Annotated in this window: 12 protein-coding genes and 1 pseudogene; 7 read left to right on the forward strand and 6 right to left on the reverse strand. The window is 62.2% G+C overall.

What is annotated here, in order from left to right; genetic code table 11:
• Nucleotides 1-18 precede the first annotated feature (18 nt).
• From ABVQ20_RS15235 to ABVQ20_RS15245, 3 genes are all read left to right on the forward strand, one after another.
• On the forward strand, nt 19-1383 hold the full coding sequence (locus tag ABVQ20_RS15235; RefSeq protein WP_354460337.1) for a serine hydrolase domain-containing protein: 1365 nt from the start codon (nt 19-21) through the stop codon (nt 1381-1383).
• A 114-nt stretch (nt 1384-1497) separates the two neighbouring features.
• Nucleotides 1498-2988, forward strand: a complete 1491-nt coding sequence (locus ABVQ20_RS15240) for a M81 family metallopeptidase (protein ID WP_354460338.1) — start codon at nt 1498-1500, stop codon at nt 2986-2988.
• A gap of 119 nt (nt 2989-3107) precedes the next feature.
• Nucleotides 3108-4370, forward strand: a complete 1263-nt coding sequence (locus tag ABVQ20_RS15245; protein WP_354460339.1) for an NAD(P)/FAD-dependent oxidoreductase — start codon at nt 3108-3110, stop codon at nt 4368-4370.
• 63 nt (nt 4371-4433) lie between these two features.
• On the opposite strand, the gene ABVQ20_RS15250 is transcribed toward ABVQ20_RS15245, so the two are convergent.
• A complete protein-coding gene (locus ABVQ20_RS15250; protein ID WP_354460340.1) occupies nt 4434-4571 on the reverse strand; it encodes a hypothetical protein in 138 nt (45 codons plus the stop codon).
• A 187-nt stretch (nt 4572-4758) separates the two neighbouring features.
• Between ABVQ20_RS15250 and ABVQ20_RS15255 the strand changes: the two genes are divergently transcribed.
• From ABVQ20_RS15255 to ABVQ20_RS15265, 3 genes are all read left to right on the forward strand, one after another.
• On the forward strand, nt 4759-5607 hold the full coding sequence (locus ABVQ20_RS15255) for a MurR/RpiR family transcriptional regulator (protein WP_354460341.1): 849 nt from the start codon (nt 4759-4761) through the stop codon (nt 5605-5607).
• A gap of 52 nt (nt 5608-5659) precedes the next feature.
• Nucleotides 5660-7234 (forward strand): ABC transporter substrate-binding protein, encoded by a 1575-nt coding sequence (locus ABVQ20_RS15260; protein ID WP_354460342.1) that lies wholly within the window; start codon nt 5660-5662, stop codon nt 7232-7234.
• Between the two features lie 170 nt (nt 7235-7404).
• Complete coding sequence (locus ABVQ20_RS15265; protein ID WP_354460343.1) at nt 7405-8787, forward strand: serine hydrolase domain-containing protein; 1383 nt, start codon at nt 7405-7407, stop codon at nt 8785-8787.
• On the opposite strand, the pseudogene ABVQ20_RS15270 reads toward ABVQ20_RS15265, so the two are convergent.
• The 5 genes and pseudogenes from ABVQ20_RS15270 to ABVQ20_RS15290 form a co-directional block, all read right to left on the reverse strand.
• Nucleotides 8776-9440, reverse strand: a pseudogene (locus ABVQ20_RS15270) (tyrosine-type recombinase/integrase); the annotation flags it as partial. The gene ABVQ20_RS15265 and the pseudogene ABVQ20_RS15270 sit on opposite strands and share 12 nt — an antisense overlap.
• 292 nt (nt 9441-9732) lie before the next feature.
• Nucleotides 9733-11295, reverse strand: coding sequence for a glutamine-hydrolyzing GMP synthase (gene guaA / locus ABVQ20_RS15275; protein ID WP_354460344.1), 1563 nt, complete (start codon nt 11293-11295; stop codon nt 9733-9735).
• 55 nt (nt 11296-11350) lie between these two features.
• Nucleotides 11351-12016 (reverse strand): 5'-methylthioadenosine/S-adenosylhomocysteine nucleosidase, encoded by a 666-nt coding sequence (locus tag ABVQ20_RS15280; RefSeq protein ID WP_354460345.1) that lies wholly within the window; start codon nt 12014-12016, stop codon nt 11351-11353.
• A gap of 3 nt (nt 12017-12019) precedes the next feature.
• Complete coding sequence (locus ABVQ20_RS15285; protein ID WP_013530371.1) at nt 12020-12478, reverse strand: PaaI family thioesterase; 459 nt, start codon at nt 12476-12478, stop codon at nt 12020-12022.
• Nucleotides 12479-12607: 129 nt separating this feature from the next.
• On the reverse strand, nt 12608-13897 hold the full coding sequence (locus tag ABVQ20_RS15290) for an RsmB/NOP family class I SAM-dependent RNA methyltransferase (protein WP_354460346.1): 1290 nt from the start codon (nt 13895-13897) through the stop codon (nt 12608-12610).
• Nucleotides 13898-14080: 183 nt separating this feature from the next.
• Between ABVQ20_RS15290 and ABVQ20_RS15295 the strand changes: the two genes are divergently transcribed.
• Complete coding sequence (locus ABVQ20_RS15295; RefSeq protein WP_354460347.1) at nt 14081-14758, forward strand: MIP family channel protein; 678 nt, start codon at nt 14081-14083, stop codon at nt 14756-14758.
• The last annotated feature ends 43 nt before the right edge of the window (nt 14759-14801 follow it).

The following is a 14801-nucleotide window of genomic DNA, read 5'->3' on the forward strand; positions in this document are numbered from 1 at the left end:
CCGCGATAGGAAAATGCCGTGATTTTTTCCACCGAACTGGACGAGTACCTGTCTTCTGAAATTGAGCCCTGCAAGGTTCCCGGGCTGGGCGTCGCCGTCGTCCGAAGCGGGGAAATCATCCATCTTGCGGGATATGGCTTGGCCAATGTCGAGAACGACACGCCGGCTGGGCCGTACACGCTTTTCCACTCCGGCTCGACCGGCAAGATGTTCACGGCGGCATCGGTGCTGTTATTACTGCAGGACGGCCGCATCGGGCTCGACGAGCCGCTGAAGACCTACATCCCGGAGGGTCCGCCGAGCTGGGCGGGCATCACCATACGCCACCTTCTCTCGATGATGAGCGGATTTGGCAATTTCGAAATCACATTCGCACCGACAGACATCCAGGACGGCGCCGTGCCGATCAATCTGTGGCAGGACCACGGCGACCAGCAACTCATTGAGCTGGCGAGCCGCGCGCAGCTGCTGTTCGAACCGGGACAAGGATATCAGTACAGCAATACCGGCTACATTCTTGCGGCAATCATTGTCGCCCGCATCAGCGGCAAGCCGTACTACGAGCTTTTGCGCGAGCGACTGTTCGAGCCGGTCGGAATGACGACAGCGCGCGAGGCGTCATGGTTCGACATCGTGCCGAACCGGGCAGCCGGCTACTGTATGCGCGACGGGCGCCTCACCAACCGATACTGGGCAGCGCCCACCTTGCAATGCACAGGCGATGGTGGGCTCTATTTCTCGCCCCGGGACATCGCCCACTGGCTAATGGAGCTGGACAATCCGCGCGTATTGCGCCGCGATCTCGTGGAGCTGATGTCTGAGCCTGCCTCGATGCAGGATGGCCGGACATCCTTCAATGGTTATGGGCTCGGCTGGCAGAATTCCGAGATCCGGGGACATCGAAAAATTCGCCATGGCGGCACCTGGGATGGTTTTCGAGCCGAGATTGCACGGTTTCCGGCGCGGAATCTGTCGGTCTGCGTGCTGGCCAACATGGACGAGGCCCAGACCGCTCGTATTGCCCAGAACGTGGCTGGGATCGTTGATCCGGATCTGGCGCCCTACGAGCCGATTGTCGATGTCGATCCGGGTATGACGCGACGCGACGGCCATCTCTGGCAAGCAATCGTGGCCCAGCGCGTATCGCGCGATTCCTTCACCGAGCAAGCGTGGCATCTTTGGGACCAGGGACGGCTTCAGCAGGTCGTGGCGGCCAGTGAAGCGAATCCGACGGCCATGCCCTGGGAACCTGTCCACCACGACAGCGATGGCACCGGATGCCTGCGGCGCTATCGCTTGCTGACCGGTGGCTATCATATCCATTGGATGATCAAGCGCGTGGCCGATGGCCGTGTCAGCGACATGCGTTTCCACATGGAATGACCGGAGCCGCGGCCGCACAGCGACCCGGATCCCCGAACCATGTAGTCATTCAGGCGGGCCCTAGCGTCAGCCTGACCATCCGAAACACCAGAACCACCCCTTGGAGAAATTGCCATGACCTTTCGTGTCCTGACGGCGGAATTCGCTCATGAAACCAATACGTTCAGCGTGCGAAAAACCGACTATGACGCGTTCACTGTCGAGGGCGTCCGTTTTGGCGACGACGCTGTCCGCGCGCGTGGCGACGCCAATACCGAGATTGCAGGTTTCCTCGACATCGGCCGCAAATACCACTGGACCATCCAGCATGTTGTCAGTGCTGGTGCGGAACCCGCCGGCCCGGTAACGCGCGACGCCTTCGACCGTATTGGCGGGACGATCGTTCAGGCGGCCAGGGATCGCAAGGGTGACCTCGACGGCATCATGCTCGGCCTGCACGGCGCCATGGTCACCGACTTTTCGCCGGATGGCGAGGGTGAGTTGTTGGAGCGGCTGCGTGCCGTGGTCGGTCCGGATTTGCCAATCGCCGTCACGCTCGATCCGCATGCCAATGTCACGGCCAGGATGTGCGAGCACGCCGACATATTGGTGTCGTTCAAGACCTACCCGCATATCGACATGCGCGACATTGCGCGTCACGCCGGCGAACTGCTGCAGCGGACGATGGCCGGCGAAGTGCGTCCCAAGACGCTTCTCGTACGGCGTCCGATGCTGGAGGAGGCCAATGCCGGACGCACCGATGTCGGACCGATGGTCGACTGGATCGCCGAGGCGCGCGCCTATGAGAAGGTACCGGGCGCCCTGGCGGTCAGCATCAACGGCGCCTTCCCCAACGCGGATATTCCCGAGGTCGGCCCGACCGTGCTCGTCACCTATGACGGCGACCACGCACCGCATCAGGCCTTTGCCGAGAGCATTGCCGGCAAGATCTGGGATAATCGCTTCAACGTGTTGAATACCTTCCATACGGTGGAAGAGGCGGCCGAGATTGCGGGGCAGTACAGGGGCGACCGGCCATTGATTGTCGCTGATTATGCCGACAACCCCGGAGCCGGCGCCTATGGCGACGCGACAAGCCTGCTCAGGGCGCTCCTCGATGCCGGCGTCGACGACGCCTGTTTTGGGCCAATCGTCGACCCCGAAACAGCTCGGCAGCTCCACCATTCTACCATTGGCGAGACTGTTCAGCTTGCGCTGGGTGGCAAGACTGACGCCCGCTTCGGTGGTGGGCCGCTGGAAGTCGCCGCCACGCTGCTGCGCATCAGCGATGGCAAGCTTATCGGTGACGGCGCGCAACTGGGCGGGCTGGAATTCAGTTTCGGCCCGACCGCGGTCGTGCGGATCGCGGGCATTGCTGTCCTCGTCGTCACCGAACCGTCGCAGATGCGGGACCTGCAGCAGTTTCGCGCCTTCGGCATCGATCCAGCCCGCCATCGCGTGGTCGGTTTGAAATCGATGCAGCATTTCCGGGCCGCCTTCGAGCCCATCGCCGGCAAGGTGATCGTTTGCGACAGCGGCGCGCTGTGCACCATGGACTATGCCCGGATGCCCTATGGAAATGTCCCTCGGCCTATCTTCCCGCTCGATCGCGACATGGCTCTCTAGAGCATGACCCGGGAATGCGAGTTCCCATCCCGTTTTCATCGAGATGGGTCGGATCCAGCGTTCGACGTGGAACACGCGGGCGCCACAAGAATATCAATTGCAAAGCAACGGCATAAACGATGATGGCGCAAGCAAAGCATGGAGCGGACGTCATCGTCTTCGGTGCCGGAATTATCGGTGTATCAGTCGCGCTTCACCTGCTGCAACGCGGCCGGTCCGTCATCCTAGTCGACCGTCGTATGGCCGGAGAGGAAACGAGCTACGGCAATGCGGGCCTGATCGAACGTTCCAGCGTCATTCCCTATGGCGTCCCACGCGATCCTTTGACACTTCTGCGTTACGGACTGAACCGCTCCGCCGACGTCCACTTCGATTGGTCTTACCTTCCACGCATAGCACCATGGCTTTGGCGCTTCTGGCGCGAATCTGCTCCCAAGCCACTGGCCCGGGCGGCGGCGGATATGTGGCCGCTCATCGAGCGCTCAGTCATCGAACATGAAACCCTGATGGCAGAAGCAGGCGTGCTACCGCAACTGCGCAAGAACGGCTGGATCGAATGCTACCGTAGCGAGAAAACATTCGCGAAGGCGCGCAATGCGGCTGCGGCGCTGCACGATTTCGGCTTGAACTATGACGTGCTCGACAAGCAGGCCCTGCAGCAACGCGAGCCTCATCTTTCCGATGTGCTGGTTGGCGCCGTGCATTGGCTTGATCCCGCGACGATAACCGATCCGGGCGGCCTCGTAAAAGCCTATGCAAAACTCTTTGTCGACCAGGGCGGCGTGTTTCTGCGCGGCGACGCCGGCAAGTTGCAGCAGGAAAAGGGCGGCTGGAGCGTCGCCACCGACATTGGGCCCGCACGGGCCCCGGAGATCGTGGTGGCACTGGGACCGTGGTCCGACATCGTCTACCGGCCCCTCGGCTACAGGATCCCGCTGCTGATGAAGCGGGGATACCACATCCATTTCGAGACCAAGGGAAACAGTTTTCTCAATCGCCCTGTCATCGATGTCGATGGCGGGTTTCTGCTGGCGCCAATGACGCATGGGATGCGGCTGACGACCGGCATCGAATTCGCGCCGCGCGACAGCTTGCCAACCCCGGTTCAACTCGACCGCACGGAACCACTGGCTCGCGAGATCTTTCCGCTCGAAAACCGCATCGAACCGACACCCTGGATGGGGTCGCGGCCATGTCTTCCCGATATGCGCCCGGTGATTGGCCGGGGATCGCGACATGACGGGCTTTGGTTCGCATTTGGCCACAATCATCACGGCCTGACGCTCGGCCCGGTCACCGGACGCCTGCTGGCCGAGATGATGACCGGCGAGCCCACGTTCACCGATCCGGCTCCCTATGCCTTGGAGCGTTTCAACCATTGAGTGAACGCGCCGGCCTGCTCTGAAGAGGTCGGCCCCGTCGGTAGGCTTGCAGTTGGTGCCCCCCTAGACATCGGGCGGATAGGCTGACGGTCGGGCACCCCTGGCAGCGGCGATCAGCCGGTGCCGAGCTTGCATGATCCCGCTGCGCGACCAACCGACCTCCAGCACGCAATCGGCAATCGCCCGAAAGTCGGGTTCCACGGCCTCCTGGCAATCTTTTCAACGATCGGCGCGTGCCAAGTACTCCGGTTCAACGACTTTCCCACGGGTCATCGAGCTTTGCTCGGCTGGGAATGTCAGAAACATATCATTGTTGACTCAATATCATAAAACTGTCAGAAATTTGCTTATGGGAGGAACCACATTGAGTGGAAACGCACGCCAGAGATTGACGGAAAGTTTGCAGAACGGCACGGGCGCCGGTCGGGCGATTGCCGCCTATATGCTGGCCAACCTGAGCGAACTGCCGTTCGACACCGCTGGGACGGTTGCCGAAAAGATCGGCATCAGCGAACTGACGGTCGGGCGCTTCTGCCGGTCCATCGGCTACCAGCACTTTAAGGACCTCAAGGCCGACCTGAAGGCCGACATCGGCGACACCCCATGGCTGATCGGTGACAGGCTGCGCGAGTTCCAGGCACGCAGCCGGGAGGATGACGCCGGCCTCAGCAAGAGCCTTGAGCTGGAACTCGCCACGGTCGTCCGCGTCCATGAACTGGCCCGGACCCCGGCAATGAAGGCCGTGGTCAAGCGTCTGTCCACAGCCGAGAGGGTTTTCATCGCCGGTTTCCAGAGCGAACGCGGCATCGCCGCTACCATGGCGCATTTGCTGCAATATGTGCGCGACGGCGTCCATCTGGTCGACCACTCGTCCGGCACTTTCGGCGAAGTGCTACTGGCCGGCACGCATGACGCGGCGCTCGTGCTGTTCGATGCCCGCCGCTATTCCCGCCAGGCGCCGATACTGGCGCGCCGGGCCCGCGATGCCGGCTTGCCGGTGACGCTGGTGACCGACCTGTTCTGCGACTGGGGACATGAATGCGCCACCGAGGTTTTCGCGGTGCCTTCGCAGATCAATCTGTTTTGGGACACCAACACGCCGATGTTGTCGCTCGTCCATCTGATGCTCAACGGGATCATCGGCGAACTCGGGCCTGGTGTCGAGGCACGCCTCGGCCGGCTGTCCCAACTCTACAGCGATTTCGTCGGCCATGCCGGCCGGCATCCGAGACGATAGGTTCACCAGCTAGCCAACGAAACACCAACGAGATCTTGGGAGGACTCGGTACATGAACAGGCGTGAATTTCTGATTTCCACATCCTTGCTTTCGCTCTGCATGGGCAGCGGCCTGTCTTCAGCCGCCCACGCGTCGGAAGATGAAGCGGTCATCGTGCTTGGCCGGCAGGAATCGGGCTCGGCGGGCTACGACCCGGTCCGCTCGACGTCGCTAAGCATGGTGGCCGGGCTCATCTATGACCGGCTTGTCGAGCAGGACGCCGACGATCAATCGTATCACCCGCATCTCGCCGAATCCTGGGAAACCAGCCAGGATGGCCTGACCTGGACTTTCAAGCTGCGGCAGGGCGTGACGTTCCATGACGGCGAACCATTCAATGCCGCGACCATTGCCTGGTGGATTCCCAAGTTCACGGGCACCGAGAATGAGACCATGACCAGCGCCATCGAGCGGGTCGAAGTTGTCGACGATCATACTGTGCGCTTCGTCATGAAGCGGCCGGAGCCCAATCTGATCTACAATCTGGCATCGGTGAACATGGGTATCCCTTCGCCCAAATCCTACGAAGCGGCGGGCGATGCCGGTTACGGCGTCACCGAGGCCATCGGCACCGGTCCCTACAAGCTCGAAAGCTTCGTCGCCAGCCAGGAGACGGTGCTGGTGGCCAATGGGAACTATGCCTGGGGCAGCGATCTGACTGGGAACAAAGGCGTTCCCAGTCTCAAGCGGTTGACGATGCGCGAAATTCCGGACGCGTCGACTGCCTTTCTGGAGCTGAAGACTGGCGGCGTCGACATGCTGCTCGATATTCCGACCGATTTCCTGCCGCAGCTCAAGGCGCAGCCCGAAATCGGGTTCCGCGGGTTGCCGAGCTATGGAGTGACCTTCGTCGCCATCAACACCCAGATCCCGATCTTCTCCGACATGCGCGTGCGCCAGGCAACGGCGCTGGCCATCGACCAGGGTGCGATCCTGAAGAGCGTCTATGGCGGGGCGGGAAAGGAAGCACACCAGTTTCTCATCAGCACGCTGGCGGAATCGAAAGTCGATCCCACCGTGGAGATTCACTACAATTTTGCCAAGGCCGGCAAACTGCTTGATGAGGCCGGCTGGGTGCCGGGCGAAAATGGCATCCGCGTCAAGGACGGCAAGCCGCTGAAGGTAAAGCTCTGGGCCCGGGCCGACACCGAATACCGGCGCATGGCCGAGATCATCCAGGCGCAGCTCAAGGCGGTCGGCATGGCCGCCGAGATCACCATTTTCGACGAAGGCATGTACCGCGCCGAGTTCAAGAAGAAGGACCGCGAACTGGTCATCGAACCCTATTCATGGACCAATGCCAACATTCTTGACGACTTTTTCAGCGCCAAGAATCTCGATGGCTGGAACCTGTCCTTGTGGAACGACCCCAAATCCGAGGAGCTGAATGAGCGCGCCATGCATGGCTCCGCCACCTGGGAAGAGCGCGTGGCGAACTTCAGGAAGTATCACGAATACCTGCTCGCCAATTTCGTTGGCGTTCCCATCCATGAGCCAGCCCAGACCTTGGCCTTCAACAACACCAGGCTGAACTTGCCGGCCCCGCTACGCATGCCGTTCACCCTGGTCGACATGACCGTGAAATAGCAGCGCACAGCGTGCGCCCTTTCCTGATCCGGTGCGTTCCGTGCGCGCACCGGGCGGGCGATGCCCGACCATCGGATGCTATCGCGCAACGACTGCACCGCCTGCCCGCTCCTTGAAATCAATGTCGCGGCCCCCGCAGGCCCGCCAATTCGACACAATGGATATTCTCGATGGATTCGAAACTCGCCCCCAATCTTGCAACCACGCTGGAACAATATCTGGCATCGGAGATGGAGCAGCACGCCATACCGGGCCTCGGTGTGACCATCGCCCGCGATGGCCACATACTGCATGTCAGCGGCTACGGCCTGGCGAATGTCGAGCACAATGTCCGGGCCACGCCGGACACGCTTTTCCATTCGGGATCGACCGGCAAGATGTTCACCGCAGCCGCTGTCCTGATGCTGATCCAGGATGGGCGGATCGGGCTCGACCATCTGTTGAAACGCTATATTCCGGAGGGACCGGAAAGCTGGAATGAGATCACTATCAGCCAGCTTTTGTCGATGACGAGCGGCCTGGGTAATTTTGCCGAGAGCTTCGCGCCGATGCCCATCCGCGACAAAATCGTGCCGATCAACCAATGGCAGGACCATAGCGACGAACAATTGATCGCGCTTGCCGCACTCTCGCCGCTGCTGTTTGCCCCAGGCGAGAGCTATGCCTACAGCAACATCGGCTATGTGCTGACCGGCCTCATCATCGCTCGCATTTGCGGCAAGCCTTACTACGAATTCCTGCGCGAACGTCTGTTCCAGCCAATCGGCATGGCAAGCGCGCGCGAGGCGTCGTGGTTCGACATCGTGCCGAACCGCGCAGCCGGCCATAGTCTTCGCAACGATCGCCTGCACAACAACCAATGGACGGCGCCGACACTGTTGAGGACAGGCGACGGCGGGCTCTATTTCTCGCCCCGCGACATCGCGCACTGGTTCGTCGAGCTAGACAGCCCGCGCATGTTCAACCCAGACAGCATCGAACGTATGTTCGAGCCCGCGCTGATGCGCGACGGCCGTCCGGCCTTCAACGGCTACGCGCTGGGCTGGCAAAACTCAGAGGCACGCGGGCACCGCAAGATCCGCCATGGCGGCACCTGGGACGGATTTCGCGCCGAGTTCATCAGATTCCCGACGCAGAGATTGTCGGTCGCCGTTCTCGCCAATCTCGAACAGGCGCAGGTGGCGCGCATCGGACAGGAGATCGCCGGGCTCGTCGAGCCGGCCGTGGCGGCCTATCAGCCCATTGCCGAGACCAATCCCGGCGCGACGCAACGGGATGACGACCTGCTGCGCGCCATCGCCGCCCGCCGAGCGTCGCGCGACGCGTTTAGCGAAAAGGCCTGGCAAGAATGGAGCCACAACTGGTTCGAGCAGGCACTCGGCGAGACGGAGACGGACCTCGCCGCCGTGCCGTTGGAACTCGTCGACCATGTCGGTGACGGCGCGGCATACAAGCGGCGCTACCGCTTGCCGACAGGGCGCTACCACATGCACTGGATGGTTCAGCGCGCGGCCGACGGACGCGTCACCGAGATGCGCTTCCACATGGAATAGAAAGCGACATGCGCTTTCGGAAATTGCCGGGCTGCTCGCCTTTTCACGCTCCACGGGGCAAGGTATCGCAAGGCGATCTTCGCCAACAACGGCACCCGGGCTTTGGCCACCTTCTCCCCGTGCAGGATCGCGAAGCCGTAAATCTGCTTCAAGATGTCTCTTACGTGGATAGCGGTCGCCGGAGCACCACGTTCGACGATGCTGCCACAATGGGCTCTTAGATCGTCCGGAGTGATCTCCGTCAGGAGGCGATTGCGCCAGACCGGAAGAAGCTCTCGCTCGAAGATGGAGCGCCGCATGGCGCGCGTGCTGTCGGCCATCGGCGCGCCGGTAAGCCACTTCTCCCCGAACTCGCCAAAACTCTTCGCCTCTTTCAGGCGGCGCTTCTCGCGCTGTTTCTCGATGGCCGGCGATCGTCCCTCGCCAATAGCGCGCTTCGCGTCGAGACACTTCTCTCGCGCCAGGGCAAGTGAGATTCCGTCGCGTCCATACCTGCCTAGATAGACCGTCTCGCGGCGTCCGTTGAGCCTGTAATCGAGCCGAAACGAGATCGCGCCACTCGGCATGACCCGGACATACATGCCGTCACGGTCAGCAGTTTTGTATATTTTCTCTTTTGGCTTCAGTGCCTTAAGGGCGGCATCCGTCAACATGCCTACTGCCTCCTGAAAAGTACCGTCAGTACAATTTTGAGGCTTTGTGGCAGGAAATCTCTTTTACTTTCAATGCTTTAAAGCAAAAAAAGTACCGCCACGAACCTCGTTGGTCGTGACGGTACTTTGAAAAATCGGAGCGGGCAATATGCCGGAGGTCCGTCAAGCGGTCCGCCACCGCCAATCTCTGCCCACCGATAGTTGCTGACTGTCCCTGGAATGATTTATTTTTGTTTTCAAATGGTTATGGCGAACGTCGACCTGTTTTCGGCGGCGTTTGAGTAGGCCTGAATCACTCCCACTCGATGGTGCCCGGCGGCTTGGACGTCACGTCGTAGACGACGCGGTTGATGCCGCGGACCTCGTTGATGATGCGCGTGGCCGCGGCACCCAGGAACGCCATGTCGTAGTGGTAGAAATCCGCCGTCATGCCATCGACCGAGGTGACGGCACGGAGCGCACAGACGAATTCGTAGGTGCGGCCATCGCCCATCACGCCCACGGTCTGCACCGGCAGCAGCACGGCGAAGGCCTGCCAGATGGCGTCGTAGAGGCCGGCCTTGCGTATCTCGTCGAGATAGATGGCGTCGGCTTCGCGCAGGATCTCCAGCTTTTCGCGGGTGATGCCGCCCGGGCAGCGGATGGCGAGGCCGGGGCCGGGGAACGGATGGCGGCCGATGAAGCTCTCGGGCAGGCCGAGTTCCTTGCCAAGCGCCCTCACCTCGTCCTTGAACAGTTCGCGCAGCGGCTCGACCAGTTGCATGTTCATGCGCTCGGGCAGGCCGCCGACATTGTGGTGCGACTTGATCGTCACCGACGGGCCGCCGGTGAAGGAGACGCTCTCGATGACGTCGGGATAGAGCGTGCCCTGCGCCAGGAATTCGGCGCCGCCGAGCTTCTTGGCCTCTTCCTCGAACACCTCTATGAACAGCCGGCCGATGGTCTTGCGCTTCTTCTCGGGGTCGGCCTCGCCCTCAAGCGCGCCGATGAACCGATCCGACGCGTTCACCAGGATGAGGGGAAGATTATAGTGCTCGCGGAACATCGCCACCACGCCGGCGGCCTCGTCCTTGCGCATCAGACCATGGTCGACAAGGATGCAGGTCAGCTGGTCGCCGACCGCTTCATGGATCAGCAATGCCGCCACGGAAGAGTCCACGCCGCCCGACAGCGCGCAGATGACCTTGCCCTTGCCGACCTGCTTGCGGATCGCTTCGACCGCGTGCTCGCGATAGGCGCGCATCGTCCAGTCGCCCTCGATGCCGGCGATGTTGTGGACGAAGTTGCGGAGCAGCCTCGCGCCGTCCGGCGTGTGCACCACTTCCGGGTGGAACATGATGCCGTACATCTTGCGCTCGACATTGCCGAAGATGGCGAAGGGCGAGCTTTCCGATTTTCCCAGAACCTCGAAGCCCGGCGGCAAGGCGATGACGCGGTCGCCATGGCTCATCCACACCTGGTGTCTCTGGCCGGTCGCCCACAGGCCCTCGAACAGCGGGCTTTCCTTCTCGATCTCGACGAAGGCGCGACCGAATTCGCGATGATTGGAGCTTTCGGCAACACCACCCATCTGCACGCACATGGCCATCTGGCCGTAGCAGATGCCGAGCACCGGCACGCCGGCGTCGAAGACGATCTGTGGCGCGCGCGGGCTGCCGATGTCGGAGGTCGAGGCCGGACCGCCGGACAGGATCACTGCTTTCGGATTGATGCGTTTGAATGCCGCCTCGGCCGACTGGAACGGCACGATCTCGGAGAACACGCCGGCTTCGCGGATGCGGCGGGCGATGAGCTGGGTAAACTGGCTGCCGAAATCGACAATCAGGACGGTGTCGGGATGATTGGCTGTTTTCATGGCGAGCGTTTAAAGAAAGAAATGAGTCGATGCAATGGGTTGCGAGGCCCGCCTTTCACTCTGAATCCGCATCTTCATGCGATGAATCAAAACGAACCGCGCCTGAGCTGATCGCCTGGTCGAGCCGCATGACCGCGTCCGCCAGCTTCTCGTCGATGACGTGGAGATATTCTGTCCAGTCGCCGACATGCCTCAAATCCGCAGCCCCGTCGGAAATGCCGCGCAGGCCGATCAGCGGGATATCGAACAACTGGCAGGCGCGCAGGCACGCGAAGGTCTCCATGTCGACCATGTCAGCGCCGATCGCGTCATAGGCGGCACCGGTGATGATGGCGCCACCCGTCGACAGCGTGGCTTCCCTGATGCCGGGAATGCGCAACGGCAAAGGCACTGTTGCCGGCAGGTCGAGGAACGGCGTTGCTCCTTTTTCAAAGCCCAAGGGCGAGGCATCCATGTCGCGGTAGCTGACCGAGATGGCCTGATAGATTTCCGTCTGTTCCAGAGTCCGGCTGCCAGCCGAACCGAGCGAGACGACGAGGTCGGGCAATGCCTTTTGCGATTTCATCAAAGACAGCTGCGCGCCGAGCCTGACGCCGGCCTCGACCGGCCCGACCCCGGTCATGAAAGGCGCGAACAATCGCTTCAGATGCGGGCCGTATTCGGCCTGCGCCGCCATGACGAAAAGGACGTCCTTGCCGCCAAGTCGCACAACATCGCCCATGGATCACCCTTCGATCCCATCGCGGCCAACCACCGTCATCATGGTTCCGGTCATGGTGGCGATCAGCTTGGCCTCGCCGTCGGCGGCGAAGGCATAGGCCTGTCCGTCGGCGACGATGATGGTGCGGCCGGGCTTGGTCACCGAGCCGCGGAACAGGAAGCGCTCGCCCCTGCCCGGCGCCAGCAGATTGACCTTGAACTCGATGGTCAGCACGCCCGAGTTTTCCGGCATCAGCGAGAAGGCGGCGTAGCCGCAGGCCGAGTCCAGCGCCGTCGAAATGACGCCGGCATGCAGGAAACCGTGCTGCTGGGTGAGTGCTGCCGAATAGGGCATCTCGATCTCGATGATGCCGGGCGTGACCAGCGTGAGTTCGGCGCCGATCGTCGCCATGGCCTTCTGGCGCGCGAAGGAGGTTCGGACACGGTCTTCATAATCCGGGGCGGGTACGATCTTTGCTGCCATGGCCGTCGCCTTCGTTTGTCTGGCAAAGCTTATTGCAGAGGGAGCGTCGGCAGGCAATCTCAATTGCTGCACTGCAGCAATTCGCCTCGCTTGCCTTGATAGCCAGATCCGCCGCGGATTGGCGGAGACTCAGTTGGCCCGGCGCAACGCGCAGAAATAAAACCCGTCGGTGCCGCTCAGCGATGGTGACAGGGAAATATCGCCGGTGGAGCCGATGCGCGCCGCCGCTTCATGACCCGGGAAATGACCGTCCCACAGGGCGCGATGGTCGATGGGCGCGAAGCTGCTGTTGCGGTCCCGGAACGCCGAGATCTGTTCGCCATTCTCCTCGTCGAACACCGAACAGGTGATGTAGACCAGCAGGCCGCCCGGTTTGACGAAGGCCTTGGCCGCTTCGAGGATTGCCGATTGCTCGCCTTTGCGGGTATCGAGCTGCCTTTGCGTCAGTCGCCATTTGGCATCAGGCCGGCGGCGCCAGGTGCCGCTGCCGGTGCAGGGCGCGTCGACCAGCACGATGTCCATGTGACCTGTCAGCGGAGCGAGCTCCGACGGCTTGGTGACGATCTGCACATTGCGATTTTCGGAACGACGCATGCGATCGAAGATCGGTGCCAGTCGGGCCTTCTCCGCATCATGGGCAAAGACCTGGCCTGTATTGCCCATTGCCGCCGACAGCGCCAGCGTCTTGCCGCCAGCACCGGCGCAGAAATCGAGCACCTGCATACCGGCTTCGGCGCCGGCGAGGGCCGCCACGATCTGCGAGCCCTCGTCCTGGACCTCGAACCAGCCTTTCTGGAAGGCCGGCTCGGCCTGCACATTGGGGTGCCTGCCGTCGCCATCGATCGGCGGGATGCGAATGCCATAGGGGGCAAGATGGGCTGCCTTGGCGCCGGTCTCCGCCAGTTCCGCCAGGACTTTCTGCCGATCGGCCTGCAGCGTGTTGACCCGGATGTCGAGCGGCGGGCGGGTGGCAAGGGCAGCCCCCTCCTCGACCCACGCTGGCCCAAAAGCCTGTTCGAACAGCGGCTCACACCAGTCTGGAACGTCCGCCCGCACCGCGGGCGGCGCATCGGCAAGCCGACGCTCGGCGATCGCCTGAAGTTCGGCGGCGGTCAAAAGCGGCGGCGCGAACTTGTCGCCTTCGAGTGCGGCATTGAGCGATTGCGCGGTCTGGTTCCATTCGAGCAGCAGCGCGCCAAAGCCGACGGCGCGCGGCGTCTCCTCACCCAGCAGCCAGCCGGCGGAACGCTTGTGGCGCAGCGCGTCGTAGACGATGTTGCCGATCGCGGCGCGGTCGCCCCCGCCGGCAAAACGATGCGACAGACCCCAGTCCTTCAGCGCATCGGCCACCGGCCGATGACGCCGGCTAATGTCCTCCAGCACTTCGATGGCCGCAGCCAGTCGTCCGCCCAGTCGCATTTCTTTGTTCCATTACCAAGAAAATCTATTTCGGCCCTGCTCTAGAGCGCGCAACCGGCGCGCACAAGCACACCGGGTGGCGCAACCGCTCTGCTTTCCAACTTTTCTGCTTGCGAATACTCTTTCAGACGTGATTCGCGGCGCGGAAAAGGCGGACCGGCGGATCGACACGAGGAGAGGGCAATGAAGACTTATCTGGCGGAAGTTCTAGGTACATTCTTGTTGGTGTTCATCGGTACGGCGTCCGTTGTGACGGGTGGCTTTGGCGGCGCCTTGCCGCTTGGCCAGGAAGGCATCGGTCTTGCGTTCGGCATCGGCCTCATTGCGGCGGCCTATGCGATCGGGCCCATCTCGGGCGCACATCTCAATCCGGCGGTCACGCTTGGCGTCTTCCTTGCCGGCCGGCTGCCGGCCAAGGATGTCATCCCCTACTGGATCGCCCAGGTCATTGGCGGCATCATCGCGTCGCTGGCGCTGTGGATCATCGTCTCCGGCCAGACCGGCGGACACACCACAGGCTTCGGCGCCAACGGTTGGGACGTCACCAAATACGGCGTCAGCTCCGCCTTCCTGTGGGAGGTCATCGGCACCTTCACCTTCGTCACGGTGATCCTTGGCGTGACGGCGGAAAAGCATGCCACGGCCTTCGCCGGCCTTGTCATCGGCCTGACGCTGGCGGGTATTCACTTCGCCATGATCCCGGTCACCGGCACATCGGTCAACCCGGCCCGCTCGATCGGCCCGGCGCTGTTTACCGGTGGTGCGGCGATCGGCCAGCTCTGGCTGTTCATCGTTGCCCCGCTGATCGGCGGTGCCATTGCCGGCGTTGTCGCCAAGGCACGCATCTTCGAGAAGGATTGACCCTCGAAGCCTGAACATGAAAAAGGCGCGGGCCAGCCCCGCG

This window comes from Mesorhizobium shangrilense (genome assembly GCF_040537815.1).
Taxonomy (GTDB): Bacteria; Pseudomonadota; Alphaproteobacteria; order Rhizobiales; family Rhizobiaceae; genus Mesorhizobium; species Mesorhizobium shangrilense.